27 protein-coding genes are annotated in these 25,471 nt (G+C 39.3%); 20 read left to right on the top strand and 7 right to left on the bottom strand.

All coding sequences use genetic code 11. From position 1 onward, the window contains the following. Positions 1-46: 46 nt before the first annotated feature. The 3 genes from WAO84_RS10225 to WAO84_RS10215 form a co-directional block, all read right to left on the bottom strand. A complete protein-coding gene (locus tag WAO84_RS10225; protein ID WP_340065544.1) occupies positions 47-2,317 on the bottom strand; it encodes a sodium-translocating pyrophosphatase in 2,271 nt (756 codons plus the stop codon). Positions 2,318-2,390: 73 nt separating this feature from the next. After that, positions 2,391-4,886, bottom strand: coding sequence for a DUF5686 and carboxypeptidase-like regulatory domain-containing protein (locus WAO84_RS10220; RefSeq protein WP_340065543.1), 2,496 nt, complete (start codon positions 4,884-4,886; stop codon positions 2,391-2,393). 68 nt (positions 4,887-4,954) lie between these two features. Further along, on the bottom strand, positions 4,955-5,974 hold the full coding sequence (locus tag WAO84_RS10215) for a pyruvate dehydrogenase complex E1 component subunit beta (RefSeq protein ID WP_340065542.1): 1,020 nt from the start codon (positions 5,972-5,974) through the stop codon (positions 4,955-4,957). A gap of 124 nt (positions 5,975-6,098) precedes the next feature. Here WAO84_RS10215 and WAO84_RS10210 point away from each other — a divergent pair, with 124 nt between their 5' ends. The 8 genes from WAO84_RS10210 to WAO84_RS10175 all read left to right on the top strand — a co-directional run bounded on the left by WAO84_RS10210 (position 6,099) and on the right by WAO84_RS10175 (position 13,833). After that, positions 6,099-6,845 carry an electron transfer flavoprotein subunit beta/FixA family protein gene (locus WAO84_RS10210; protein ID WP_340065541.1) on the top strand — a complete coding sequence of 249 codons (747 nt, stop codon included), beginning with the start codon at positions 6,099-6,101 and terminating at the stop codon, positions 6,843-6,845. A 77-nt stretch (positions 6,846-6,922) separates the two neighbouring features. Continuing rightward, on the top strand, positions 6,923-7,891 hold the full coding sequence (locus tag WAO84_RS10205; RefSeq protein ID WP_340065540.1) for an electron transfer flavoprotein subunit alpha/FixB family protein: 969 nt from the start codon (positions 6,923-6,925) through the stop codon (positions 7,889-7,891). 85 nt (positions 7,892-7,976) lie between these two features. Further along, positions 7,977-8,609: a bifunctional nuclease domain-containing protein gene (locus WAO84_RS10200; RefSeq protein WP_340065539.1), complete on the top strand. Its 633-nt coding sequence runs from the start codon at positions 7,977-7,979 to the stop codon at positions 8,607-8,609. 9 nt (positions 8,610-8,618) lie between these two features. After that, positions 8,619-10,328 carry a NupC/NupG family nucleoside CNT transporter gene (locus WAO84_RS10195; protein ID WP_340065537.1) on the top strand — a complete coding sequence of 570 codons (1,710 nt, stop codon included), beginning with the start codon at positions 8,619-8,621 and terminating at the stop codon, positions 10,326-10,328. A 99-nt stretch (positions 10,329-10,427) separates the two neighbouring features. Beyond that, complete coding sequence (locus WAO84_RS10190) at positions 10,428-11,252, top strand: thymidylate synthase (protein WP_340065536.1); 825 nt, start codon at positions 10,428-10,430, stop codon at positions 11,250-11,252. A 147-nt stretch (positions 11,253-11,399) separates the two neighbouring features. After that, positions 11,400-12,560, top strand: a complete 1,161-nt coding sequence (egtB, locus tag WAO84_RS10185) for an ergothioneine biosynthesis protein EgtB (protein ID WP_340065534.1) — start codon at positions 11,400-11,402, stop codon at positions 12,558-12,560. 16 nt (positions 12,561-12,576) lie between these two features. Further along, positions 12,577-13,548 (top strand): L-histidine N(alpha)-methyltransferase, encoded by a 972-nt coding sequence (gene egtD / locus WAO84_RS10180; RefSeq protein ID WP_340065532.1) that lies wholly within the window; start codon positions 12,577-12,579, stop codon positions 13,546-13,548. Positions 13,549-13,551: 3 nt separating this feature from the next. Next, positions 13,552-13,833 (top strand): DUF427 domain-containing protein, encoded by a 282-nt coding sequence (locus tag WAO84_RS10175; protein ID WP_340065529.1) that lies wholly within the window; start codon positions 13,552-13,554, stop codon positions 13,831-13,833. A gap of 135 nt (positions 13,834-13,968) precedes the next feature. Here the strand turns inward: WAO84_RS10175 and WAO84_RS10170 are convergent, their stop codons facing one another. Both WAO84_RS10170 and WAO84_RS10165 read right to left on the bottom strand, forming a co-directional pair. Then, complete coding sequence (locus tag WAO84_RS10170) at positions 13,969-14,265, bottom strand: isoamylase early set domain-containing protein (protein ID WP_340065527.1); 297 nt, start codon at positions 14,263-14,265, stop codon at positions 13,969-13,971. Positions 14,266-14,423: 158 nt separating this feature from the next. Next, complete coding sequence (locus WAO84_RS10165; protein ID WP_340065525.1) at positions 14,424-15,503, bottom strand: aminotransferase class V-fold PLP-dependent enzyme; 1,080 nt, start codon at positions 15,501-15,503, stop codon at positions 14,424-14,426. Positions 15,504-15,555: 52 nt separating this feature from the next. Between WAO84_RS10165 and WAO84_RS10160 the strand changes: the two genes are divergently transcribed. From WAO84_RS10160 to WAO84_RS10150, 3 genes are read left to right on the top strand one after another with little or no spacing between them, the layout of a single operon-like run. Then, positions 15,556-15,945 (top strand): 2TM domain-containing protein, encoded by a 390-nt coding sequence (locus tag WAO84_RS10160; RefSeq protein WP_340065523.1) that lies wholly within the window; start codon positions 15,556-15,558, stop codon positions 15,943-15,945. Then, the gene (locus WAO84_RS10155) at positions 15,942-16,427 is read left to right on the top strand and encodes a dihydrofolate reductase (protein WP_340065521.1); all 486 of its coding nucleotides are present in this window, start codon (positions 15,942-15,944) and stop codon (positions 16,425-16,427) included. The genes WAO84_RS10160 and WAO84_RS10155 overlap by 4 nt, the downstream gene beginning before the upstream one ends. 18 nt (positions 16,428-16,445) lie before the next feature. Beyond that, a complete protein-coding gene (locus tag WAO84_RS10150) occupies positions 16,446-17,294 on the top strand; it encodes a fructosamine kinase family protein (protein ID WP_340065520.1) in 849 nt (282 codons plus the stop codon). Position 17,295: 1 nt separating this feature from the next. Here WAO84_RS10150 and murI read toward each other — a convergent pair whose 3' ends face one another. After that, the gene (gene murI / locus WAO84_RS10145; RefSeq protein ID WP_340065519.1) at positions 17,296-18,087 is read right to left on the bottom strand and encodes a glutamate racemase; all 792 of its coding nucleotides are present in this window, start codon (positions 18,085-18,087) and stop codon (positions 17,296-17,298) included. 281 nt (positions 18,088-18,368) lie between these two features. On the opposite strand from murI, the gene WAO84_RS10140 reads away from it, so the two are divergent. The 4 genes from WAO84_RS10140 to WAO84_RS10125 all read left to right on the top strand — a co-directional run bounded on the left by WAO84_RS10140 (position 18,369) and on the right by WAO84_RS10125 (position 23,156). Further along, positions 18,369-19,583, top strand: a complete 1,215-nt coding sequence (locus WAO84_RS10140) for a lanthionine synthetase C family protein (RefSeq protein WP_340065518.1) — start codon at positions 18,369-18,371, stop codon at positions 19,581-19,583. 64 nt (positions 19,584-19,647) lie between these two features. Next, positions 19,648-21,897 carry a lantibiotic dehydratase family protein gene (locus WAO84_RS10135; protein ID WP_340065517.1) on the top strand — a complete coding sequence of 750 codons (2,250 nt, stop codon included), beginning with the start codon at positions 19,648-19,650 and terminating at the stop codon, positions 21,895-21,897. A gap of 6 nt (positions 21,898-21,903) precedes the next feature. Continuing rightward, positions 21,904-22,815 carry a thiopeptide-type bacteriocin biosynthesis protein gene (locus WAO84_RS10130; protein ID WP_340065516.1) on the top strand — a complete coding sequence of 304 codons (912 nt, stop codon included), beginning with the start codon at positions 21,904-21,906 and terminating at the stop codon, positions 22,813-22,815. Next, the gene (locus WAO84_RS10125) at positions 22,812-23,156 is read left to right on the top strand and encodes a LytR/AlgR family response regulator transcription factor (RefSeq protein WP_340065515.1); all 345 of its coding nucleotides are present in this window, start codon (positions 22,812-22,814) and stop codon (positions 23,154-23,156) included. The genes WAO84_RS10130 and WAO84_RS10125 overlap by 4 nt, the downstream gene beginning before the upstream one ends. A gap of 1 nt (position 23,157) precedes the next feature. Here the strand turns inward: WAO84_RS10125 and WAO84_RS10120 are convergent, their stop codons facing one another. Further along, on the bottom strand, positions 23,158-23,337 hold the full coding sequence (locus WAO84_RS10120; RefSeq protein WP_340065514.1) for a hypothetical protein: 180 nt from the start codon (positions 23,335-23,337) through the stop codon (positions 23,158-23,160). A 252-nt stretch (positions 23,338-23,589) separates the two neighbouring features. On the opposite strand from WAO84_RS10120, the gene WAO84_RS10115 reads away from it, so the two are divergent. The 5 genes from WAO84_RS10115 (at position 23,590) to WAO84_RS10095 (ending at position 25,283) form a co-directional block, all read left to right on the top strand. Beyond that, complete coding sequence (locus WAO84_RS10115) at positions 23,590-23,784, top strand: hypothetical protein (RefSeq protein WP_340065513.1); 195 nt, start codon at positions 23,590-23,592, stop codon at positions 23,782-23,784. Between the two features lie 255 nt (positions 23,785-24,039). Next, positions 24,040-24,225: a hypothetical protein gene (locus WAO84_RS10110; protein WP_340065512.1), complete on the top strand. Its 186-nt coding sequence runs from the start codon at positions 24,040-24,042 to the stop codon at positions 24,223-24,225. Between the two features lie 22 nt (positions 24,226-24,247). Next, a complete protein-coding gene (locus tag WAO84_RS10105; RefSeq protein ID WP_340065511.1) occupies positions 24,248-24,469 on the top strand; it encodes a hypothetical protein in 222 nt (73 codons plus the stop codon). Between the two features lie 312 nt (positions 24,470-24,781). Further along, positions 24,782-25,012 carry a hypothetical protein gene (locus tag WAO84_RS10100; RefSeq protein WP_340065510.1) on the top strand — a complete coding sequence of 77 codons (231 nt, stop codon included), beginning with the start codon at positions 24,782-24,784 and terminating at the stop codon, positions 25,010-25,012. A 34-nt stretch (positions 25,013-25,046) separates the two neighbouring features. Further along, positions 25,047-25,283 carry a hypothetical protein gene (locus WAO84_RS10095; protein ID WP_340065509.1) on the top strand — a complete coding sequence of 79 codons (237 nt, stop codon included), beginning with the start codon at positions 25,047-25,049 and terminating at the stop codon, positions 25,281-25,283. The last annotated feature ends 188 nt before the right edge of the window (positions 25,284-25,471 follow it).

The following is a 25,471-nucleotide window of genomic DNA, read 5'->3' as shown; positions in this document are numbered from 1 at the left end:
ATATTTTAAAAGTAAACTGTTATTAAACAGTCTCTTCTTTCCATAATTATTCTGCTTTTTCTACAACCACGGCAGCGGTAGTGTGCTTAACAGTGGTAGTATCTTCTATCAAAATCTCTTTTTGTTGTATTTCTTCAGAAGCATGTGCTTCTCCCTCTTCCATATGTCCGCCTAATATAGGGGCGATCACTAAACCTACCAAACATGTTAATTTAATAAGGATGTTCATAGAAGGGCCCGAAGTATCTTTGAAAGGATCTCCCACAGTATCTCCTGTAACGGCTGCCTTGTGAGCTTCAGAACCTTTGTAGGTCATTTTTCCATCTATTTCTACTCCCGCTTCAAATGATTTTTTTGCATTATCCCATGCACCACCGGCATTATTTTGAAAAATGGCCCAAAGTACACCAGATACTGCAACACCTGCCATGTAAGACCCAAGTGCTTCGGGCCCCATTATGAAGCCTATAAGTACTGGAGTTACGATAGTAATAAGGCCGGGAAGCAGCATTTCTCTCAAAGCAGCCTTTGTAGAAATATCCACACATTTGGCATAGTCAGGCGTACCGGTACCTTCCATAATACCAGGTATTTCTTTAAACTGCCTTCTTACCTCTTTTACCATTTCCATAGCAGCTTTCCCCACACTTTGCATGGCCAGTGCCGAAAATACAACAGGTATCATACCCCCAATAAAAAGAGCAGCGAGAACATCGGCTTTAAAAATATTAATTCCATCAATACCGGTAAAGGTAACATAAGCAGCAAAAAGAGCAAGTGCCGTAAGCGCTGCAGATGCAATAGCAAAACCTTTACCAACGGCGGCTGTAGTATTTCCAACAGAATCAAGGATGTCTGTACGGCTTCTTACTTCTTCAGGAAGTTCACTCATCTCTGCTATTCCTCCTGCATTATCTGCTATAGGGCCAAAGGCATCGATAGCAAGTTGCATAGCTGTGGTAGCCATCATGGCAGATGCCGCGAGAGCAACGCCATAAAACCCTGCCAGAGAATAGGAGCCCCAAATAGCTAAAGCAAACAACAATACTGATGAAAATGTGGACATCATCCCTGTAGCTAATCCTGCAATAATATTGGTTGCCGCACCGGTAGATGAATTCTTTACGATGTTAAGAACCGGTTTTTTACCCAGTCCTGTATAATACTCAGTGAACGCAGAAATAAGTCCTCCTACTGCCAAACCTATTAAGGTAGCGTAGAATACGTTCATACTGGATACTTCTTTAATACCCTCTCCAAAAAAGTTCATGGCAATCGTATCAGGAAGCATCCACTGAATAAGGAAATATCCAGCAACTGCGGTTATTACGATGGATGACCAGTTACCAAGATTAAGTGCAGACTGCACCTGAGCTTCTTTGGCATTATTATCTTTAATTTTGATGAAAAGTGTACCTATTATAGAAGCAATAATACCTACTCCTGCAATTACTATAGGTAAAAAAATAGGCCCCATACCGCCAAAGGCATCTGTAAACGGAGAACCATTGGCCAGTGCCATATCTTTAATAATGTAATTACCAAGTACCATAGATGCCAGCACAGTAGCTACATACGAACCAAAAAGATCAGCTCCCATTCCGGCTACATCTCCAACGTTGTCTCCCACATTATCTGCAATGGTAGCGGGATTTCTGGGATCATCTTCAGGGATACCTGCTTCTACTTTCCCTACAAGGTCTGCACCTACATCGGCTGCTTTGGTATAAATACCTCCACCAACACGTGCAAAAAGGGCTATAGATTCTGCCCCTAAGGAGAAGCCGGCCAGCGCTTCCAGTACAATGGTCATCTCATCATAGAAAGATCCGTCTCCGGTTAAAAACATTTTTATAAAAACAAAAAAGAAAAGGCTTAAACCCAATACTGCCAAACTGGCTACACCCAGTCCCATTACGGTACCTCCCGAAAAAGAAACATTAAGTGCTTTTGGTAAACTGGTACGTGCCGCCTGAGTGGTGCGAACATTTGATTCGGTAGCGATACGCATACCAATATTTCCTGCCAGTGCAGAGAAAAAAGCGCCGAAAACAAAAGCTACAATAATCAACCAATGCGTGGTAGGCACAAAATAGGAAATAGCCCCCAATGCAATAGCTGCAATTATTACAAAAACAAGTAATAACCTGTATTCTGCATTAAGAAAAGCAAGGGCTCCGTCTTTAATACTTTTTGAGATACCCTGCATTTTTTCATTTCCTGCATCTTGTTTCTTAACCCATAGGGCTTTTACAAGCATAAATGCCAGCCCTAGAATAGCCATGGCTATTGGTATAAAAATAGTGTTTGATTCCATTCTAATAGTCTATAATTAAGCGGTGCAAAAGTATAAAAAGAATGCTATAATAAAAAGACGTACAGGGCTTTTGTTAAAAAAAGAACCCGAAGGCACCGGTAACGCTAAAGCGCCGTGCATCTGGCATGTCAAGATAGTTTCCTCTAAAGTTGAAATCAATACGAAACACTTTAAAAATATTACCTATCCCGAAAGAATACTCCCAATAGATCTCATCGGAAGGAGCTATAAGCTCTATGTTAGAAGGGGCACTCAGTGCACGATTGGCCTCAGAGAGTTCTCCCCATACACCACGAACACCAACAATTTCTCTAAGATTAAGGTCTCTTAGCCAGGGGATCCTGGAAAACAAACGCCCTCCAAAATTATGTTCAAAATGTACTGAAGTATAGGTATCGGTAACAAATTCATAAAAATCGAGGTTGGGAAAGGTGTTGAAAATCGAGAAATACGTCTGGTTACCGGGTACTATGTTTAACAACCCAAGAGGAACTTCTCCAAAGGTTTTTCCGGCTTCTATAGTGGTAAGTAATCTTCCAAAGCCTCCGATCTGAGTAGGCTTACGATAGAAAAACTGAATTTTCTTAAAATCAAAATCACTTTCCAGAAACCCCTGCATACCTACGGTATAGTTCACAAAAAAACGTGAATAGTCATCATTTACATCTTTTCGTTCTACTCCATACCCAATCACTCTGCGGCGAGGGGTAACTTCGAGTGAGATATTCATTTCAAACTGATTCACCTGAGAAGATACACCACCCTCCGCCTCGGGATCAATATAATCAATACTAAAGTCTTCCGGTAATGCCGAGCGCAAGGTACGGTATGCACCTCCTGTTTTTAGCACTATATTCCTAAAAGGCTCAAACTCTATGGCAGCCGTGGTAAGATTAATATTAGTGAGGGTGTTGTTGGCCCCTGCGGTAAACAGTGCGGAAGATGCAAAACTTCGCCCCAGTACATCGGTAGTCGCTGTGAGATTTACTCCTATTTGCTCTACATCTCTGCGGTTACCGGCAGAAATAATAATCCTGTTTTGACGATCTAAAAGCCATTTACCAGATATCCCGTATTTAAATTTACGATCGGTAAAACCATATGCGAGATACCCTTCAAGACGCCAGAGGTCATTTTGCCCAAAATAGGTACGCCCGCCGGTTCGTATGCGTACCCCTTCTGCAGGGTTAAACCCGAAGGTTGAAAAAACGGGACCGTAATCAAAATTCCATTTATCTATTTCGGCATATCCGGAAGCCAGAATGGTCCCAATATTAAATAATCTTTTAAACTTAGGTACATTTTTAAGAGTGTCGATAAGCTTATAAATGCTTTCTTCATCCTTGTTTAACTTTTCGAGCCGGTTTTCTGCCCAGAAACGATCATCTCTTGAAAAAACACGTTCATCAAAAGGATCTACTTTCTGGCTGTAAAAGGAGGCCGGCTTTTCTTCATTAAATTTATATCGGTCATAAACGGTTGTCCTTTTTCCATAAATGCCATTAGCTTCTTCTTTTTTTGACAGTGCAAAGTCACTAAGCATATAATCCCTTTTAAGCAAAAAAACAGAATCGTTCAAAACATCAAATTCCTGCTCGATATAGATCTCTTTTACCCAGTTAATATTAGCACTTTTGGTAACTGCCATTCGTATTCTTTTAATGGCATAGGTACTGTCACTTACCCAAAAGTCCCCTTTAAACGTGAGCTCGTTAGACCTTCTCGGATAAAAAATAATATTGAAGCAACGTTTATTATCTATATAAGTGGTATCTGTAAGAACATAATTATATACATCAATTCCTGTTCTGGAAAGCGGGCTTGTAAAACTTTTATCAAAAAACTTGAGGTAGTTATCATAAATATCATAATCGGCATAAAGATCCTGAACAAAGGCAATGATACTCTGGTTGCTGCTAAAGCCGGAATTTTTATTTCCTATGAGATCTTCTTTTTCTCTGTTAAGTGTATTATCTCCCCATACTTTGTAAAAAGCTTCATTTATAAACACGGGTAAATAGGTTTTTCCTGTGATACGGGAGGTATCTACCTGATCAAAAACAAACTCCAATCCGCGAAAAAGCCTGCTTTTCATCATAGTACTGTCAATTGTATTGAGGTCAAACTCTACCTTTTCATATTTATCATAGGCATATTGATCAAACATTTTCAGTCCGTTCACACGCTTGCGGGCCCAGATCTTCCTGAGCAGGTCAATAGCAGGGTTATTTTTCTTGGATTGCTTTCCCGAATAAACAATAACCTCATCTAACTGCTCACCCTCAGGTAAAACTATTTTCAGATCGTAGGTAACTTTTTTATCCAGCGTGATTTCCTGAGTAGTGTACCCCACAAAGGAGATAACGATCACGGTGTAATCATTATCAGACTCCAGGTAAAAACGACCGTTATCATTGGTAATAGTTCCTTCGGAAGAATCTTTGAAGAGAACATTGGCAAAAGGGACCGGCTGCTCGTTTTGATCAACTACAATTCCACCTACTTTAGTTTGTGAAAAAACGCACGATACTGAAAAGAAAAGAAAAAAGAGCCCTAAAACCTTATTCATATAAATTAAAAATAAAAAACTTCACCAACATACGCCGGTGAAGTTTATATAACGTAACTATACCATTATTATTTGTATAAAACTTTTTTTACAGCCTTTATTACATCTCCCGCATTGGGTAACCACTCTTGCAGAAGTACAGGAGAATAGGGTGCAGGGGTATCTGCTGTATTTATTTTTATAATAGGAGCATCCAGATAATCAAATGCCTGTGATTGTACCTGATAGGTAATTTCTGTAGAAACATTACCAAAGGGCCATGCTTCTTCCAGAATTACCAGTCTGTTTGTTTTTTTAACAGAATCTATAATAGTTTTGTGATCCATAGGACGTACGGTACGCAAATCGATCACTTCGCATGAAATGCCTTCTTCGGCAAGTTCCTCGGCGGCAGCCATAGCTTCTTTAAATATTTTTCCAAAAGATACGATAGAAACATCAGTACCTTCGCGTTTCACATCGGCCACACCCAAAGGTAAGGTGTACTCGCCTTCCGGAACTTCTCCCTTATCACCATACATTTGTTCTGATTCCATAAAAATCACCGGGTCATTATCCCGTATAGCACTTTTAAGAAGCCCTTTGGCATCATAGGGATTGGAAGGAACTACTACTTTCAGGCCCGGGCAGTTGGCGTACCAGCTCTCGAATGCCTGTGAATGCGTAGCAGCGAGTTGCCCCGCAGACGCGGTAGGCCCTCTGAATACCATAGGTATATTGAACTGCCCCCCGCTCATTTGTCTCATTTTTGCCGCATTGTTTATAATCTGGTCAATGCCTACAAGAGCGAAGTTAAAAGTCATAAACTCAATAATGGGCCGGTTACCGTTCATGGCCGAACCTACCCCTATTCCAGAAAAGCCCAATTCGGAAATTGGAGTGTCTATTACTCTTTTAGGACCAAATTCATCCAGCATTCCTTTAGAAGCCTTATAAGCACCGTTGTATTCTGCTACTTCTTCTCCCATGAGGTAAATAGACTCATCTTTTCTCATTTCCTCACTCATGGCTTCTGCCACGGCTTCCCTGAATTGAATTGTTCTCATATATGTACGATTATGAAAATGCGTATTAAAATTGAAAAGCAAAAATAGTAATATTTAAAAAACTTTTCCGGGCGATTCTGTATAAAAATTTACTATGCATGCATAGTATTTTTGAAAAAATATCAGTATCTTCGTGGCGATTTAAAAACATAAAATTCAGCTAGAAATGAAAATATTAGTTTGCATAAGTCATGTTCCGGATACGACATCAAAAATCAATTTTACCGATAATGACACCAAATTTGATGTAAACGGCGTACAGTTTGTTATTAACCCTAATGATGAGTTTGGGCTTACCCGTGCCATGTGGTTCAAAGAAAAGCAGGGTGCCGCGGTTACTGTAGTGAATGTAGGAGGGCCGGAAACCGAGCCTACCCTCAGAAAAGCACTGGCTATAGGTGCAGACGATGCGATTCGGGTAAATGCTAACCCTACCGATGGTCTTTTTGTTGCCAGACAACTTGCCAGCGTAGTGAAAGAAGGCGGGTTTGATCTCATTATTGCGGGAAGAGAGTCTATTGATTACAACGGAGGCATGGTACCCGGTATGCTTGCTGCCATGACCGATGCCAGCTTTGTAAACACCTGTATTGGCCTGGAGGTAGAAGGTGATACTGCTACAGCGGTAAGAGAAATTGACGGTGGGAAAGAGACCTTAAAAACCAAACTTCCCCTGGTAATTGGCGGACAAAAAGGACTGGTTGAAGAAAGTGACCTTCGAATACCCAACATGAGAGGTATTATGATGGCAAGACAAAAGAAACTGAACGTTCAGGAGCCTGTAGAAGCTCAGGCGCCTACTCAGGTTACCAAATTTGACAAACCGGCTCCTAAAGGTGCAGTAAAAATGGTAGATGCTGAAAACCTTGATGAACTGATCTCTCTGTTGCATAACGATGCAAAAGTTATCTAAGCTGAAAAAATATCTAAAGTTTAAACCTGTAAACTCCTTCTCTGTTGAAAAACAGAGATCTTAAATAAAAAAATACTATGTCTGTCTTAGTCTATATAGAATCTGAAAACGGAAAATTCAAAAAAAACGCACTTGAAGTAGCGTCTTATGCCAAAGAACTGGCAAACCAAATGGGAACTTCAGTAACTGCTGTTACCATCAATGCCAATCAAACCTCTGAGTTGTCACAATACGGTACAGATAAAGTACTCTCTGTTAAAAACGAGCAGCTTAACAGCTTTAGTGCAAAAGTGTATGCCAGTGTCTTAAAACAGGCCGCTGAAAAAGAAAATGCTAAGGTGGTAATAGTAAGTTCCAGTGCCGACAGTAAATTTATGGCACCTATTCTGGCTGTAAACCTCAATGCAGGGTACGTTCCTAACGTAGTGGCACTTCCTGAAAGTACTGAGCCTTTTACCGTGAGACGTACCGCTTTTACCAACAAAGCATTTGGGACCACTCAGATCCAGTCAGATATTAAACTACTGGGTATTTCCAAGAATTCTTTTGGACTTCACGAGAATGAAGGAGCCGCTACAGAAGAAGCTTTTTCTCCAGAATTGTCTGATGATCTTTTTGGAGAAGAGATAGTAACCGTAGAGAAATCAACCGGTTCTGTTACTATTGCAGATGCCGAAGTCGTAGTCTCCGGAGGACGAGGGCTAAAGGGTCCGGAAAACTGGTTCCTGATAGAGGATCTGGCCGAAGTACTGGGGGCAGCTACTGCCTGCTCCAAACCGGTTTCCGATCTGGGCTGGAGACCGCACAGCGAACACGTTGGGCAAACCGGAAAACCCGTTGCTACCAATCTGTATATCGCCATCGGAATTTCAGGCGCCATACAACACCTGGCAGGGGTGAGTGCTTCCAAAGTAAAAGTGGTGATCAATACCGATCCCGAAGCTCCTTTTTTCAAGGCAGCAGACTATGGCATTGTGGGAGATGCCTTTGAAGTAGTACCTAAACTCACCGAAAAATTAAAAGAATTTAAAGCTCAAAACGCATAATTTTTGTTAAATTGTGCCCGATTAGGGCTGCCTGAAAAAGGAATGATCCCAATTTTCAGGCAGCCCTTTTACTTTTATGACAGGTATGAGTTTAGTTCGATTAAATATAAAAGGAATTTCTTACAGCCAAACTCAGAATGGGGCATACGCCCTTATTCTTAATGAAGTAGATGGTGAACGCAAGCTTCCCATTGTTATTGGGGCTTTTGAAGCGCAATCTATTGCCATAGCACTTGAAAAAGAAATAAAACCACCCCGACCGCTTACCCATGATCTTTTTAAAAATTTTGCAGATCGCTTTGATATTGCGGTTAAACAGGTAATTATACATAAACTGGTAGATGGTGTATTTTATTCAAGTATTATTTGCGAAAGAGATAAAATTGAAGAGATTATAGATGCACGAACCAGTGATGCAATTGCTTTAGCTCTTCGTTTTAATGCGCCTATTTTTACCTATAAAACTATTCTTGATAAAGCAGGTATTTATCTTAAGTTTACACAGAAAGACGAAGAGGAAGAAGACGGGCAAACCGAAAGCATTGAGGTGGACGAAATAATGTCTGGCAAGGCCAAGAAATCTACCCCCTCTGCAGAAAATTACAAAACCTACTCTTTACAGGAATTATATACTATGCTTAATACTGCGGTTGCCAGTGAAGATTATGAAAAAGCCGCTAAAATACGAGATGAGATCTCAAAAAGGGAAAAGAAATAAGCAGCATACATGAGAAAATTTTGTTTTGTGTTACTCCTCTTTTTGTACACCACTACTCACTGGTCACAAGAATTGAGGAAGCAATGGCATTTTACTTCCATTCAAAATGAAAAACAGGAAAACCTTTTTGCAACTCACACTACGGATTATCTACAATTTAAAGAAGGTACATTTTACTATCAACTCACTGCCAGGAATAATTTAAAGGCAAAAGGTGTTTACATAAAACAGGAAAAGCAATTAATTTTCTATTATCAGGAGCCCACTGATACCATACGCTTCTATAAAATCAAAGAACTAACCGATTCAACACTTGTTCTTTCCGAAAACAATATAAAGTACTCTTTTCACTATACACCTGTACCAAATAATACAACAGGCATTTCAGAAGTGAACACGCCTGACATTATAAAAAGCAAAGGGTTCTCATTTCAAAGTATATGGAAAGGGATCCTGGGCATGGGTACCTTGCTTCTTATTGCCTTTATGTTTAGCAGCAACCGAAAATACATTAACTGGAAAACAGTGGGTATTGGTCTGTCTGCTCAGGTACTGCTTGCTATTGGTGTACTCAAAGTACCGGTTGTTCAGAAAGCATTTGAAGTAGTGGGAGGGTTTTTTGTAAAAATACTGGATTTTACCAGAGCAGGAAGTGAATTTTTACTGGGAGGCATGATGGATGTGGATAGCTATGGATTCATTTTTCTGTTTCAGGTGCTGCCTACTATCATTTTCTTTTCCGCACTTACTTCCGTTTTATTTTATTTAGGCATTATTCAGATCGTAGTAAAGGGAATGGCGTGGGTACTCACCCGCCTTATGGGGATTTCGGGTGCTGAAAGCCTTTCTGTTATTGGAAACATTTTTCTGGGGCAAACCGAGGCTCCCCTCATGATAAAAGCCTATCTTGAAAAAATGACCCGCTCAGAGATCTTACTGGTTATGGTAGGCGGTATGGCTACCGTAGCAGGCGGCGTACTGGCAGCTTATATTGGATTTCTGGGAGGTAACGATCCCGTAATGCGGCTTCAGTTTGCCAAACACCTTTTGGCAGCATCTGTTATGGCAGCTCCAGGCGCTGTGGTGATCTCCAAAATATTATATCCTCAACAGGAAGCCATTAATCAGGATGTAAATGTATCAATTGACAAAATAGGCTCTAATATTCTGGATGCCATTGCCAATGGAACCACAGAAGGACTCAAACTGGCAGCCAATGTAGGCGCCATGCTACTGGTATTCATCGCTTTTATTGCCATGATCAATTACGGTTTCTCATTAGTGGGTGGGCTTACTTCACTAAACGACTGGATCGCTACACATACACCATATAAAACCTTTTCACTCGAATTCCTGTTGGGGTATGTATTCGCACCGCTGATGTGGCTTATAGGTGTGGCTAAAGATGACATGGCACTCATGGGGCAACTTTTGGGTATAAAACTCGCTGCCAGTGAGTTTGTGGGATACATTCAACTGGCCGAACTCAAAAATCCCGAAAACCCCATACACTTTACCTATGAAAAATCTGTGATCATGGCTACCTATATGCTTTGTGGTTTTGCCAATTTTGCTTCTATTGGTATCCAGATAGGGGGTATTGGTTCACTGGCACCCAGCCAGCGAAAAACGTTGTCAGAGTTTGGGATAAAAGCAGTCATTGGCGGTACCCTGGCCTCGCTTATTTCCGCTACACTGGCAGGTATGATCATTGGCTAACGTTAATAACCTTTTAATAAATTGTATGTGCACAACAACCCGGGCTAACTCCTTTTTTTAGTATTTTAGACCCGTAGAATTTCTAGAGTGAAGGTAGTTATGAAGCAGTATCACGATCTTTTAAAGCATGTTCTTGAAAATGGTGACCTAAAAGGTGATCGTACCGGTACAGGCACCCGAAGCGTTTTTGGATATCAAATGCGCTTTGACCTTTCTGAAGGCTTTCCTTTGGTAACCACCAAAAAACTTCACGTAAAATCTATCATACATGAATTACTATGGTTCCTTAAAGGAGAAACCAATATAAAGTATCTTAAAGAAAACGGTGTTCGTATCTGGAACGAATGGGCAGATGAAAACGGTGACCTGGGACCTGTGTACGGGTACCAGTGGCGCAACTGGAACGGAGAAGATATCGATCAGATACAACAGATCATACATCTTCTTAAAAAAGATCCTAACAGCAGAAGAATGCTGGTTACCGCCTGGAACCCCGGTGTACTCCCCGACACTTCGCTGTCGTTTTCAGAAAATGTTGCACAGGGTAAAGCAGCATTGCCTCCATGCCATGCCTTTTTTCAGTTTTATGTAGCCAATAACAGGCTTTCCTGCCAGCTTTATCAACGTAGTGCCGATATTTTCCTGGGTGTTCCTTTTAACATTGCCTCGTATGCGTTGTTTACCATGATGGTCGCACAGGTATCGGGCTACGAACCAGGTGATTTTATACATACTTTTGGAGATGCCCACATTTATAATAACCATCTGGAACAGGTTACACTGCAATTATCCAGAGATCCAAGACCCTTGCCACAAATGGTAATTAATCCGGAAGTCAAAGATATTTTTAGTTTTACTTACAACGATTTTAACCTCCTTAATTATGACCCTCATCCGCATATCAAAGGAGAAGTCGCTGTGTAGGATTTTCATATAAATATGTAAAGATCAGACACACAGTAGTTTTTAAGCAATCTTTTTGAGAATGTAGGTTTAACAGCTTTTTAATTCGCTTTGACGAGGTACTTATCCAAAAATTATTACCTTTAACCAGGAATTAGTAATGCCGATATGATTCTTACAAATAATTTACTTACATTTTTTACAGATACCCGAAAACATACTGAAGATATATGTGCACCACTTGAAACCGAAGATTATGTAGTACAACCGGTAGTAGATGTATCACCTCCAAAATGGCATTTGGGACATACTACCTGGTTTTTTGAAGAGTTTATTTTAAAAAAACACCTTCCCGAATATCAGGTTTTCAATGACGACTTCGCCTTTATTTTTAACAGCTATTACGAAACCGTAGGCAAAAGAGTTGTTAGGGCCCATCGAGGTAACCTATCCAGACCAGGCGTTTCAAAAGTGTATGCATATCGTCGCCATGTAACCCGTGCTATGGAGAAACTTCTTGAAAGAGAACTACCCTCAGATATCATAGATGTTATAGAAATTGGGATACATCATGAAAAACAACATCAGGAACTGTTACTTACTGATATAAAATACATACTGGGTAACAACCCTTTGTTACCCGTTTATCATATTGACTTTAAAGAGAACCATCATACATCAGGTCTGGGAGACTGGATCAGGGTTCCCGAAAGCACCTACGAGATAGGGCACTATGGCAATCAATTTTGCTATGACAATGAACTGGGAAGGCACAAAGTCTATTTACATGAATTTGAAATTTCCAAAAATCTGGTTAGCAATGCCGATTTTCTGGCCTTTATTCAGGATAACGGATACAAACGTTTTGAATTCTGGCATGCAGAAGCCTGGGATTGGGTGAAAAATAAAAATATCACATCACCTCTATATTGGCATCTTGTGGATAACCAATGGCATCAATTTACCCTGAGCGGGCTTCAGGAACTAGACCTTCAGGCGCCGGTTACACACCTCTCCTACTATGAATCGTATGCATTTGCACAATGGAGATCACTAAGGCTCCCAACTGAATTTGAATGGGAAGCTGCTCAACACCTTTTTGACTGGGGGCAACGATGGGAATGGACCGAGAGTGCATACCTTCCTTATCCCGGCTATCAAAAAGCTCCCGGAGCACTGGGGGAATACAATGGCAAATTTATGGTGAACCAAAAAGTATTGAGAGGAGGGTCTATAGCAACCCCTTCAAACCACACGAGACCTACTTATCGTAATTTTTTTCACCCTTATTTACAATGGCAATTTACCGGATTAAGGCTTGCCCGATAACCACCACGAAACAAAGATGAAGACTGCAACTATTACAGAATTCGACACAAAATTTGAAGAAGATGTTTATAAAGGGCTAACCTCCTACCCAAAAAACCTTTCGTCAAAATATTTTTATGACGAAAAAGGAGATAAGCTTTTTCAACAAATCATGGAACTGCCTGAATATTATCTTACCAATTGTGAGTTTGATATTCTAAAACAGCATAAAGAGGCCATTGTAAACGCTTTTCAACATGAAAACGGTTTTGACCTTATAGAGCTGGGAGCAGGTGACGGCAAAAAAACAAAGATACTTCTCAATGAACTGGTAAATGAAGAGCTTGCTTTTAACTACCTCCCGGTTGATATTAGTCAGAATGCATTAAACCTTCTTAAAAAAGCACTTAATGATGAATTGCCTCAGGTAAAGGTTACTCCCAAACAAGGCACCTATTTTGAAATACTCGAAAAACTGGGTTCCTACAATCAACGTAAAAAAGTGATCATGGTGCTGGGGTCTAACATAGGGAACCTTCCTCATGCTAATGCCATTGATTTTCTTAAGCAGATACGGCAATCTATGAGTGCAGGAGACTTGCTTTTCATGGGGTTTGATCAAAAAAAAGATCCCCAGATTATATTGGACGCCTACAACGATAAAACCGGAGTGACCGCAGAGTTCAATAAAAATATCCTTACCCGTATTAACAAAGAAATGGGAGCAAATTTTGATATTGATACATTTAGCCACTGGGAAGTTTACGACCCTGAAACGGGAACAGCAAAAAGTTTTCTGGTAGCTAAAGAGGCCCATACGGTAAATATTGATGCACTATCTTTACAGGTTAGTTTTGACAAATGGGAAACCATTCATACAGAGATCTCTCAAAAGTATGACGACAAAGTAGTGGAATGGCTGGCCGAACAGTCTGGCCTTGCCATAGATTCATCTTTTAGCGACCTCAATAACTACTATAAAAATTATTTGTTTACCAAATTACCTTAGCGTATGAAAGCAATATGGAACGGACAGATTATAGCCGAAAGTGATGACACTGTAATTATAGAAAACAATCATTACTTTCCTCCTGGGTCTGTAAAAAAAGAATTTCTGCAAAAAAGTGAAACCCATACACACTGTCCATGGAAAGGAGAGGCTTCCTATTACCATATTCACGTAAATGGCCAAAAAAATGCAGATGCTGCGTGGTACTACCCCGAAACCAGTGAGCTGGCAAAACAGATAAAAGGTTTTGTGGCATTCTGGAAGGGTGTTCAGGTAACAGAGTAACTATCATATCCCGAACCCACAAGCTTGATATATAAATAGTTCGATCAATGAAAATGCTTCCTGACCATTTAAAAAACGGATTGAGAACAACAGGAAGCAAGTTCGGGATTAACTAACCAACAATTTAATTCATCATTATACGACCAGGACAGCATTTTCTGTACCCGCAAAATCATTCCATTGAAAACGATCGGCTTCCTGATCATTTACATATCTTCCGTCTATAATATACCGAAATTCATATGTTTTATCTTTTTCCAGGTTTACAGTTCCTTTAAAACTTCCATTCTTAAGTTTTTTAAGCATGGCACCTTCGGGGTTCCATTCATTAAAATCACCCACCACCGCTACGTTTTGAGCCTCTGCTGCAGGAACTGTAAAAGTAACCTTGCAAACAGGCTTGCTTTTTAAGTATTGTTTTGTTATTGCCATAATCTGTTTAGTTTAGTTGTTTATAAAACAAAAAAAAAGATAAATCGTCTCATAAACAACTACTTAACACAGAATTGCCATATTCGTAAAATAGCCTTTACAAAAATTTGTTTTTAGCAAAAGAGACCGCCTTAGAATGTAAAATTATTAGTACAAGATTATATACCAAGTACTTTCAAAAGCTTTTTAATATCTTTTTCTGTGTTGTACATATGAAAACTAATACGAATACCGCTTCCTCTCATAGAGGTCAAGATGTTATGAGATCTCAACTTGTTGTAAAGTGCCTGATCGCCTTTAATATTAAATATAGAAGAATGCTTTTCTTTTCGGTTTACAACAAATGCTTCTAAAAATCCTTTCTGCGAGAGTTTTTCAAACACTAATGCAGATAAGGTATCTACATGATCCTGAATTGTTTCTTTTCCAAGCCTGTCAAGAAACCTCAGCGAAAATTGAAGACTTCCAAAAGAAAGCGTATCCTGATGACCGGGCTCAAAATGGTTAATAAGGTGTGCCTGCTCTTCTGAGTATCCTGTATTGGCAGAGCGCATAGCATAAGTATGACTATAAAGCAATGGCAAAACGCCCTTTCTAAAAAACATAAACCCATTGCCATATCCCGCAAGCAGCCATTTATAACCACTGGCACCCAAAACATCGATCCCCGAATCTTCAAAGTGAAAAGGTTCCGTACCACAATACTGTGTACCATCTGCCACAATGAGTAATTCAGGAAACTTTTTTTTTAGGTTTTTTAGAAAATCGAGATTTACCTTAATCCCGTTTATATACTGCACAAGGCTCAAGGCCAGTACATCTGGTTTTTCAGCTATTACCTTTTCTTCGATCGTACTTTCCAGATTCTCGTCTATGGACGCATAACAAACTGAAAAACCTCCGGTAGCAACAGGCCAGCTCACAGAAGGGTAATCATCTTCCAGAAGAAGTATCTTTTTATCAGTACCCAAGCCTTTTAACAAAGTGTTATATCCAAAAGAAAAATTAGGTAATAACGCAATCCTTTCAGGTGCACAGCCAAAAAAAATGCCCAGGTCTTTTCTTACCCCTTTTAAAAAAGTATGATGTGCATCTCTAAACAGACTTCCTTTTATTAAAAAATCCATATCGTGCTCCTGTCGCCAATACATCAGGCTTTCAGAAAGCAGGCCCGAAGAGGCTGTATTCAAATAGGTGTATTGGGTAAGTAGCGGGAATTCTCTGGTGAAATCTTTCATCTGAAACTCTGGTTTAAAAGGCTTACATTTGTAAGGTTAAAGGTAAGAAAGTATGTTTTCAAAAAAGACCCCTCCACAAAAAATAGCACCCGAAGAGCATGAGCTGCTAGAGAATGCTCAAAAGAGAATACGACAAAAGAAAAGGCTTTATTATCATTTTGTATTTTTTCTTGTGGGAAGTGTTTTTCTTATCATAGTGAACAAGGTACTGGGTTATGGGGAGCCATATGACTGGTTTGTATGGGCGGTTTTTTTATGGGTCTTTCTTTTAATACTCCATTTTTTTAATGTTTTTGTTACGCATCGTTTCATGAGTAAAGAATGGGAGCGCGAACAACGGGAAAAACTGGTAGCTCTTCAAAAAGCAAAAATAGCCAGCATACAAAAGGAACTGGACAAAACAATCAGTACCGAAATCCCTCCAAAAAAAGATACCCCATGATCACCATAATAGCGGCTGCATCCGAAAACCATGTTTTAGGAAAAGAGAATGATCTGGTCTGGCATTTACCCGATGACTTTAAAAGATTTAAAGAACTTACAACCGGACACCATATTATCATGGGGAGAAAAACATTTGAAACATTTCCCAAACCTCTGCCCAATCGCACTCACATTGTACTTACACACCAAAAAGATTACCAGGCCAAAGGTGGTGTGGTAGTAAACACTATGGAAGAAGCCCTTGAGTTGTCTAAAAAAGATAACCAACCCTTTATCATAGGTGGTGGTGAAATTTACAGACTCGGAATGCCTTTTGCCGATAAAATAGAACTCACCAAAGTACACGAAACCTTTGAAGGAGATGCTTTCTTTCCTGAAATTGATCCTAATACCTGGCACCTTACAGAAAGTGTTTACCATCCAAAAGATGAAAAGCATGCCTATGCTTTTACCTATTTAACATACGTGCGAAAAGTATAACTTTTCACATAGGCCGCGATGGATGAAGTTTTTAAAAACTTTCTGGAAAATCAGTTAAACACCCGTATAGTTTCCGTTTCCCCTTTGCAAGGAGGCGATATCAACCAAGTGTACCATCTTAAAACTCAGTTACAGAATTTGGTTATCAAGACCAATAATGCCCGTAAATTTCCGGGAATGTTTGCTGCAGAAGAAAAGGGACTCAAAGCGCTTGCCGCTACTCATACCTTGAGAATACCAAGAGTAATTCTTGAAGGTACCTATAAAGAAAAGTCTTTTCTAATACTTGAATACATTCAAAGAGGTGTTCCCAAAAAAGATTTCTGGCCATACTTTGGGCAGCAACTCGCCCGGCTACACATACACACCCGCAGTCATTTTGGTTTTGATACTGATAATTATATAGGAAGCCTGCCTCAATACAATACACATTTTGAAAATGCCGGCACTTTTTATGTTGAGATGAGGCTTCGGCCACAATTCAAAACAGCTTTTGACAATCACTTTACCTTTCAACACCTGGAAAAGCTATTCAGAAATATCCAAACTATCATTCCTGAGGAAAAGCCTTCCCTTATTCACGGAGATCTCTGGAGCGGAAATTATCTTGTTGACAAGTGTGGAGACCCTTGTTTAATTGATCCGGCCGTTGCCTATGCACCACGAGAAATGGATCTGGCCATGATGTTACTGTTTGGCGGATTTCAAAAAGAACTTTTTAACGAGTATCAGGAGGTATATCCGTTAGAGAAAAACTGGGAAACCCGTATTGATCTCTGGCAACTGTATTACCTATTAGTACACCTCAACCTTTTTGGTTCTGGATACTATGAGCAGGTAAAGAACATCATATCAAAATACCGGTGAACTAAAAATCAAGGTACCTCGCTACAAACGCTGTATCTATATCCTTTAAAAACATTTTTAAAAGCTTCACATCAGCATTGGTATAAAAAGCGTGCGTTCCCGGAGTATTTTTATTGGTTAAAAGTTTTTCTTTTTCCAATACAGCTCTTGTTTGCCTTGCTACGGCCTCTCCAGAATCTATGATCTTCACAGAAAAAGGCATCATTTTTTCCAATAGCGGTCTCAAATAGGTGTAATGGGTGCAGCCCAGTACCAGATGATCTACGTTGCCCTCCAACATAGGTGTGATGTACGTATGTAACAGCGTCTCCATTTCTTTCGAATTGGCCAAACCCTTTTCAATAAGAGGTACCAGCCCTTCTCCTACTCTCTCAATAATTGCAACACCATTACGGTGCAAGTGAAAAGTTTGATGAAAAAGTTTACTGCTTAAGGTTCCTTTAGTAGCAAGTACGCCTACCGCTCCTGTATGGGTCTGCAAAGCAGCCGGTTTAATAGCAGGTTCAATTCCTATAAAGGGTATGTCATATTTCTGCCTAAGACAGCTTATGGCATTGGTAGTAGCCGTGTTGCACGCAACTACAATCAGCTTACACCCCATATTGAGTAAAAGCTCTGTGTTCTTGACACTCAATTGTACAATTTCTGCTTCAGTACGTTCCCCGTAAGGCGCATTTTTACTATCTGCCAAATATACCGTTGACTCATGAGGCAACAATGCCTGTACCTCTTTCCAAATAGAGATACCGCCAACTCCCGAATCAAAAAAACCTATGGCCCCTTTATAGTTCATGCTCCAAAAATATAAATTTAAGTTTTTAGCAGGTACGCAATACACAGAAAGTAATTTTCAAATTAGGATATTCCTTAAAAGCAAAGCATACAATATTTGTGATATTCAAAAGAGAACATCTCTTATATTCCTGAATTACCAACTCAATACCATAGAAAAAACACACTCTACAGTTTGTTAATTTTCCCTTAATAAAGATGTTTTTTATTGTAAATTTTGTAAAAAAAGAACTATATTCATGCCTCTTTTTATCTATTAAAATTCTTTACAAAAAATAGCTCATGGATCAGAAAGCCACGCTTGAAAAAAAACTGGAAGAAATAAGTGCCATTTTAAAAGACGAGTCTCAAAAAAATGAGCATCTCGGAGTTCTGGCCGGAATATCTGGAATTGCCCTTTTTAATTTTTATTACTCCAAATACCTCGATGTAGATACGTATGCAGATATTGGTGTTGACCTTCTTAACGAGTCTGTGAACCGTATTAATGAAGGGTACCAATATCCTACCTATTGTACAGGTATTGCAGGGGCGGCATGGGTATTCGATCATCTGGTAGAAGAAGATTTTATGGATTCTGAAAATGATGAGTTGTTAGCAGAACTTGATGAGTTTCTATATGCCATGATGGAGAGTGATATGAGCACCGGAAACTACGACTTCCTTCATGCAGCTATTGGCTATGCCTTCTATTTTTTAAAAAGATTCCGAAATACGAAAGACGACACATTAAAAGAAAAGTACCGCCAGTATCTTCTCAATATGCTGGCCATGTTAGAGAAAACAGCTCAAAAAGACGAAAATGGCCTTAAGTGGGAATCTACTCTTGATATTGAAAAAGGTACCCGAGGCTATAATTTAAGCCTTTCTCACGGTATGTCAAGTATTGTTATTTTCCTTTCCAAACTTCATGATTTCCCTGATTTTAGAGAGAAGGCTGCCCCTTTGTTAAAAGGCGCATTAGATTATATTTTAAGCAAGGAGCTTACAGCACCAGACCGTACCGTTTACTTCCCCAGTTGGATAACGGAACCGGCGCGGGAGGAACAGGGTAGCCGACTTGCCTGGTGTTACGGTGATCTGGGCCCGGGCCTTGCATTGTGGAGAGCGTCTAAAACCCTTAATGATAAAGTAATGGCGCAAAAGGCCCTGGAAATATTCCGGCATTCGGCCGAGCGTACCCAGCCAGATGATACCGGAGCCCGTGATGCAGGTTTGTGTCATGGTTCTTACGGAAATGCACAAATATTTAACAGGCTCTATAAAGAAACCGGCGAAGACATCTTTAAGAAAGCTGCTAATTTCTGGATAGATTCTGGTATTGCTATGGCTGTGCATCCCGACGGCTTTGCCGGATATAAGCAATGGCATGGTATGGATAAAGACTGGAGACCCGAAAACAACCTGTTGGAAGGTATTGCCGGCATAGGACTCTCCATAATAGATCATCTGGCCGACTTTGACACCCATTGGGACGAGTGCCTAATGATCAGCTAGTAATTGCCCGCATTACCCTTAATTTTATTACAATTCTAAATACGAGCTTACGCTTGTCATAACTATGAAGAAATCAACAAATCCTTATAAAAGTTTTGATAATTTTGTTTTAAGAACCCCGCTGCTTCCTCTAAGTTTTTTTAAAGACCTTACTTCGGAAAAAACGGTGAGTGATGAAAAACTAAAAGAAGTCTTTAAAATACCCACCATTAGAGAAGCCATATTTCTGGCATCACCCTCTCTCTATTTTGAAGCCGAAAAGTGGGCTGAAGACCCCGAAAAAAAGGATGAAAAATTAAAGTTTTCTCTACTAAAATACATCGCAAGAATGTCTTCCAGATGTACACCCTTTGGGCTTTTTGCAGGGTGTTCTGTTGGGGATTTTAGTGATGAAACCCATATTTCCCTCAATAAGCCCGAAAAAAATAAGCGTCACACACGTCTGGACATGAACTATCTGGTAGCCTTGTCACAAGACCTCGTAATATCTGAAAACATTCGGAAACAGTTATTGTTTTACCCCAACTCCAGTATTTATAAAACCGGGAACCAACTGCGTTATGTAGAATACAAATATGTAAACAGTAAAAGACACCATCATATCGTGGCTGTAGATCATACCGATTATCTTCAGCTTATTCTGGACAAAAGCCGTGAAGGTGCATATCTTCAAGATCTCGCCCGGGAACTCGTAAGTGATGAAATTGCTATTGAAGAGGCCCAGGAGTTTATTACCGAACTGGTTAACAGCCAGCTTTTAATAAGTGAACTGGAGCCATCTGTTTCCGGACCCGAATTTCTTGAACAAATTCTCAAAGTATTAAAAAAGCTTAAAGGCACTGAACAGATTGTAGATTTTCTTACCAATGCCGACAAAAAAATTGCAGATATTGATAAACGTATTGGCAACAGCCCTTCTGCCTATACAGACCTGAGTGAAGACCTAAAAAAGCTGGATACCAATTTTGAATTAAAGTTTCTTTTTCAAACCGACATGGAACTGTCACCCAAATCCAACACTCTTAATAAAGAGTTATTAAGCTCCATGAAAAAGGCTATAAACTTTCTCAATAACATTAGTGTTTCTGCGAGAGAAACCAATCTCACCAAGTTTAGAGATGCTTTTTATGAACGCTATGAGGAACGGGAGGTTCTTCTTGCCAATGCTATGGATATAGAAGTTGGTGTTGGTTATCGTCAAAATCAGGGAAGCGGTGATGTAAATCCGTTAGTAGATGATCTGGTACTGCCTCCACGAAACAACAATGGAGGAATGAGTGTACAGGATATTCAGTGGAACTCCCTGCACTCTATTATCCATCAGAAAATGATCAATGCTTTTAAAAATAATGACCATACCATAAAACTTAAGGAGTCTGATTTCAAAGATTTTTCACAGGAGTGGTCAGACCTGCCGGATACCATGTCTGCTATGGTTGAATTAGTAGTAGAAAGCGGAGAGCAGAAAATACGGTTTTCCGGTTCAGGTGGTTCCAGTGCAGCCAATCTTTTAGGGCGTTTTTGCCATGGTGATGAAGCCCTCAATGCCTATACCCAATCTATCATTGATACAGAAGCGCTCATCAATAAAGATAAGATCATGGCAGAGATCGTTCACCTGCCCGAATCCAGAGTGGGTAACATACTTATGCGACCTGCCTTCAGGAAATATGAAATACCCTATCTGGCAAAATCTATACTGGACGAAACAAATCAGCTCCCGTTAGACGATCTAATGGTATCTATCAAGAATAACAGCAGAGTAGTACTCCGCTCCAAAAAGAATGACAAAGAGGTCATTCCGCATTTAACCAATGCTCATAATTTTTCTTTTAACTCACTTCCTATCTATCATTTTCTCTGTGATTTACAAACACAGGGCATACGTGGCGGTATTGGTTTTAATGCAGGGCCATTTACCGGTGAATATGAATTTGTTCCGCGATTTGAATTTGAGAACATTATTTTGAGCGAAGCCTTCTGGAACCTCAAAAAAGCAGATATTGAAAAAATGCTGAAAGTTATCAATGACGATGACGCACTGGAGAAAGAACTGCAGGCATTTATGAAAACAAAGAAAATTCCTCAATACGTAATGCTTTCTGACGGTGATAACGAGCTATTGGTAAACCTTCGTAACCTCACTTCTGCACGTATGTTACTTGATACTGTTAAAAAACGGGGTAGCTTCAAACTCACAGAATTCCTGTTTGATGAAAATAGCCTGGTAAAAGGAGATGATGGATATTACACCAATCAAATAGTACTTTCTTTTTATAACGAAGATAAACTCCCCGCAGAAGAAAATAATTAATTACGCATGGAAAAGAAAACACAACGCAACTTTATTCTAGGAGACGAATGGTTATATTATAAAATATATACAGGGCCCAAAACCTCTGATCTGGTTCTCACCGAAATTATTAAGCCCAGTGCTGAAAAACTGCTGGAGGAAAATATTATCACACAATGGTTCTTTATCAGGTATGCAGATCCTAAACACCATATAAGGGTACGCTTTAAATATGCAAAACCCGAGGGAGTAGGTGTGATCATTAATAACCTCTATCCTTACCTGAAACAATTTGTTGAAGAAGACCTTATCTGGAAATTACAAATTGATACGTACCAAAGAGAACTGGAACGGTATGGAGATAACACGATTGATCTGGGAGAAGAACTTTTCTTTTATGACAGTAAAATGATTACTGATTTTCTGAGCCTTATTGAAGGAGATGAAGGAGAAGAATTAAGATGGCTTTTTGGATTGAGAAGTATTGATAACCTACTCGATTCTTTTGAATATACTGATGATGCAAAGCTTACTTTGTTAGACCGTTTAAAAACCGGTTTCGGAAACGAGTTTGGTATGTCCCGGCCTTTGAAAAAACAGTTGGATGATAAGTTCAGGAAGGAAAGAGAACAGATTGAGCATTTCATGGTATTTACCCGTGAAGAAAATGAAGAATTCTCACCTATTATTGATGTACTGGATGAAAAAACGCAAAATACGGCAACAGTTGCACAAAAAATTCTTCAGCATCAGGAGAAAGAGACCTTAAAAGTAGAACTGGATAGTCTTATGGGGAGCTATATCCATATGCTTATGAACCGATTATTTAAATCGAATAACCGATTACATGAAATGGTATGTTATGATTTTCTGTACCGATATTACAGATCTATGATTGCCCGTAAAAAGAAAAAGCAAAAAAGCAAAACTATGGTATGATCAAAGACCAAAAAGACCATAACAAAGTACTCATCAAAACAAAAAAAGGAGCATTTATAAGGCCCATTAACGACATTATGTTTATTCTGGCCGAAGGGAGTTACAGTGAGCTTTTTTTTACTAAAGGAGACAACCTTATGATGAGTAAAAATCTGTCTCAAATACGCTTACCAGATGAGCGATTTTGTAGAATTCATGCCTCTGTTATCATCAATATATCATTTATTAAAAGAGTAAGAAGCGATCATGTGGTACTCACAAATGATCGAAAGTTTGCAGTGTCTCAACGCAGGCGAAAACACTTCTTTGAACTTTTGGATAAAGTATTCTACAACCTCTGAGTTACTGTTTTAGGATCTGGCAAATAAGATCTTTAAAAGCGCCGCTTATCCTTAAAAAACAGTTCATTTCGAATTTATTACCCGAAACCACTATTGCCAGGAAGTGTATTGCTATCCCGTGAACCGGTAATGGCCACTCCAGGATCACCATAAAAAAATCATCTCTTTTTACTACTGCCATAAACACCAAGATCTATCCCCACATCTTTTTAGCCCATATCTATCTGGCATGTTTTTATTACCACACCTCATTATTAATACACTACCTATTTAACATTTTTATAAAGACCCTATGATTTTAATAGTTAATTAATACATATATAAACAAAAAATATGCTTTTATTGTTTATTTCATTACACATATAAAGTATTTGCTTCACTGTTAATACAAAATAGAGAAAACGCATATATTGTGACCTGAAAAAAAATTGTTATGAAAAAGAAATTAGTAAAAACGACACTTACACTTAACAGAAAAGTAGTTTCAAAACTGGATGCTCGCGAAGTAACCGGTGGGTTAAGCAGAGGTTGTTCTCAAACTATGTGTGGCAGCTGTAGCTGCCCCGAAGCATGTTTTGACGGCCCCGCTCCTACCCGGGATGATGCTTCAATGTGTATTTGTCTGTAAGAAATTTGTAAAGATCGATCACTGTTAAGAGATTTCTAAACCTGAACAATATTGATCTTAAAAACACTTTTCACACAATAGCCACTTAGCAAACAGCGTAAGTGGCTATTTTTATATCACTTTACAGTACACATATTTACGAAGGAAAATCAAAAACAGAAAGTTTCAGGAAATCATTCTGTTTTCACAAATACATTTATTTATTACCAACCCTTATTTGGTGTTAAATACCATCAAATCCAAAAATTAGGTATTATGAAAAAAAAGCTCGTAACCCCACTGACCTTGAGAAAAAAAGTGATCTCAAATTTCAAATCAGAGGTAGCCAAAGGCGGTGGTGCATCAAATGAACCCACGGAGTGTTGTATTGACCCAGGGGCTTCTGCATCCTGCGCCCCCACGTATTGCCGTACCTGTGATATTACCTGTCGGTTTTGTTAATCAAATATTAATACAGTAAGCTATGAAAAAGAAAAATCATTTAAAAAAACTACATTTTACAAAGAATACCATTTCGCATTTGTCATTAAAAAAAGTAATAGGTGGTACCCGTACGTCAGATCTTTGTACCGTGTTTTGTACACTTCCCTGCGGAACGGAAGTTTCCTGTGAGATTGGTTGTGAAACTTTTGACTGCCCTGAAGAACCTACTCTTGAAGAGAACTCAAATTGCAGATGCCTTTAATTTAAAAAGTGTTTTAGGAAGTACTTTTTATAGTCTATGAGACCGGAAAGTCCTGTTATATCGTAAAAAGTACTTCTCTTTGGCATATTCAACACAAACTTTTGTAGGGTTCCTGATCAAAAAAGCTGCACACAACCATTTACTTCAGCGACAACTGCCTTTTACAGGTACTCTGGCAAAGTAGCGAGAATCTCTTTTGTCTTCATCACTGCATTATCTTTTCAAAGAAAAAATATTTTATAAAATAAGGCAATTACTACAATAAAAAATTGATTTTATGTATATTTATAGAAATCCTTTATAAGTTAAATCATGAAAAAGCAACAAATTAAAAATCTTTCATTGAAGAAGCGTGTTGTTTCTACATTCAATTCTGAAATCAAAGGCGGACAGGATCTATCCTGGATAGAGACCTGCTATTCAGACTGTGGTTATACCGAAAACTGTGCCACGCGAAGGAACTGTGGTACCGGAGGCGGATCACAAAACTGTGGTACTATACATTGTACCGGAGGCATTTCCTGTCCCGGGTATATATGTTAAACAAATTATTTTATAAACTCTAATTCCATACATTATGAAAAAAAGCAAAGTAAACACATTAAGATTCAACAAAAGCACCGTATCCCGATTTAGGATTCAAAAAGTGGCAGGGGGTAACGGAACCATCTCTACCGCAGAGTGGTGTATTGCTACCGGTGTACCTGACGGGTGTATTATTTCTGAAAATTGCCGGACCAATGGATGCGGGGGTGGCGGTGGCGGAACCCACACCTGCCAGACGGTTTGCCAGATAGACCCTTGTTATGGATAAATGAAAAAGATTTTTATTTAAGGCCTTGGTTTCATGTAATTGTTACACAAAATTACTTCAAGTATAATTCTTACCAAATGAATAAAACAAGTGTATTCTGACTTAACAAAAGTACTGTTTCCAGACCGGGGAAGCCATAAATTAAATAGGTGGCAGAACCCTTTCTGTTAAACCATTTGCTAAGCACA

This window comes from Ascidiimonas aurantiaca (assembly GCF_037646345.1).
Lineage (GTDB): Bacteria > Bacteroidota > Bacteroidia > Flavobacteriales > Flavobacteriaceae > Ascidiimonas > Ascidiimonas aurantiaca.
Note: the sequence above shows the minus strand (reverse complement) of the source record. Positions and strands in the feature narration are given on the sequence as shown.

What these genes read in the sequence shown, in the direction of transcription:
- WAO84_RS10115 (WP_340065513.1), top strand. Translation starts at nt 23,590, where the DNA reads ATGAAAAAGAAATTAGTAAAAACGACACTTACACTTAACAGAAAAGTA.
- WAO84_RS10175 (WP_340065529.1), top strand. Translation starts at nt 13,552, where the DNA reads ATGAAAGCAATATGGAACGGACAGATTATAGCCGAAAGTGATGACACT.
- WAO84_RS10220 (WP_340065543.1), bottom strand. Translation starts at nt 4,886, where the DNA reads ATGAATAAGGTTTTAGGGCTCTTTTTTCTTTTCTTTTCAGTATCGTGC.
- WAO84_RS10190 (WP_340065536.1), top strand. Translation starts at nt 10,428, where the DNA reads ATGAAGCAGTATCACGATCTTTTAAAGCATGTTCTTGAAAATGGTGAC.
- WAO84_RS10225 (WP_340065544.1), bottom strand. Translation starts at nt 2,317, where the DNA reads ATGGAATCAAACACTATTTTTATACCAATAGCCATGGCTATTCTAGGG.
- WAO84_RS10210 (WP_340065541.1), top strand. Translation starts at nt 6,099, where the DNA reads ATGAAAATATTAGTTTGCATAAGTCATGTTCCGGATACGACATCAAAA.
- WAO84_RS10155 (WP_340065521.1), top strand. Translation starts at nt 15,942, where the DNA reads ATGATCACCATAATAGCGGCTGCATCCGAAAACCATGTTTTAGGAAAA.
- WAO84_RS10125 (WP_340065515.1), top strand. Translation starts at nt 22,812, where the DNA reads ATGATCAAAGACCAAAAAGACCATAACAAAGTACTCATCAAAACAAAA.
- egtB (WP_340065534.1), top strand. Translation starts at nt 11,400, where the DNA reads ATGATTCTTACAAATAATTTACTTACATTTTTTACAGATACCCGAAAA.
- WAO84_RS10130 (WP_340065516.1), top strand. Translation starts at nt 21,904, where the DNA reads ATGGAAAAGAAAACACAACGCAACTTTATTCTAGGAGACGAATGGTTA.
- murI (WP_340065519.1), bottom strand. Translation starts at nt 18,087, where the DNA reads ATGAACTATAAAGGGGCCATAGGTTTTTTTGATTCGGGAGTTGGCGGT.
- WAO84_RS10160 (WP_340065523.1), top strand. Translation starts at nt 15,556, where the DNA reads ATGTTTTCAAAAAAGACCCCTCCACAAAAAATAGCACCCGAAGAGCAT.
- WAO84_RS10100 (WP_340065510.1), top strand. Translation starts at nt 24,782, where the DNA reads ATGAAAAAGCAACAAATTAAAAATCTTTCATTGAAGAAGCGTGTTGTT.
- WAO84_RS10095 (WP_340065509.1), top strand. Translation starts at nt 25,047, where the DNA reads ATGAAAAAAAGCAAAGTAAACACATTAAGATTCAACAAAAGCACCGTA.
- WAO84_RS10150 (WP_340065520.1), top strand. Translation starts at nt 16,446, where the DNA reads ATGGATGAAGTTTTTAAAAACTTTCTGGAAAATCAGTTAAACACCCGT.
- WAO84_RS10205 (WP_340065540.1), top strand. Translation starts at nt 6,923, where the DNA reads ATGTCTGTCTTAGTCTATATAGAATCTGAAAACGGAAAATTCAAAAAA.
- WAO84_RS10105 (WP_340065511.1), top strand. Translation starts at nt 24,248, where the DNA reads ATGAAAAAGAAAAATCATTTAAAAAAACTACATTTTACAAAGAATACC.
- egtD (WP_340065532.1), top strand. Translation starts at nt 12,577, where the DNA reads ATGAAGACTGCAACTATTACAGAATTCGACACAAAATTTGAAGAAGAT.
- WAO84_RS10170 (WP_340065527.1), bottom strand. Translation starts at nt 14,265, where the DNA reads ATGGCAATAACAAAACAATACTTAAAAAGCAAGCCTGTTTGCAAGGTT.
- WAO84_RS10140 (WP_340065518.1), top strand. Translation starts at nt 18,369, where the DNA reads ATGGATCAGAAAGCCACGCTTGAAAAAAAACTGGAAGAAATAAGTGCC.
- WAO84_RS10200 (WP_340065539.1), top strand. Translation starts at nt 7,977, where the DNA reads ATGAGTTTAGTTCGATTAAATATAAAAGGAATTTCTTACAGCCAAACT.
- WAO84_RS10135 (WP_340065517.1), top strand. Translation starts at nt 19,648, where the DNA reads ATGAAGAAATCAACAAATCCTTATAAAAGTTTTGATAATTTTGTTTTA.
- WAO84_RS10165 (WP_340065525.1), bottom strand. Translation starts at nt 15,503, where the DNA reads ATGAAAGATTTCACCAGAGAATTCCCGCTACTTACCCAATACACCTAT.
- WAO84_RS10120 (WP_340065514.1), bottom strand. Translation starts at nt 23,337, where the DNA reads ATGGCAGTAGTAAAAAGAGATGATTTTTTTATGGTGATCCTGGAGTGG.
- WAO84_RS10110 (WP_340065512.1), top strand. Translation starts at nt 24,040, where the DNA reads ATGAAAAAAAAGCTCGTAACCCCACTGACCTTGAGAAAAAAAGTGATC.
- WAO84_RS10195 (WP_340065537.1), top strand. Translation starts at nt 8,619, where the DNA reads ATGAGAAAATTTTGTTTTGTGTTACTCCTCTTTTTGTACACCACTACT.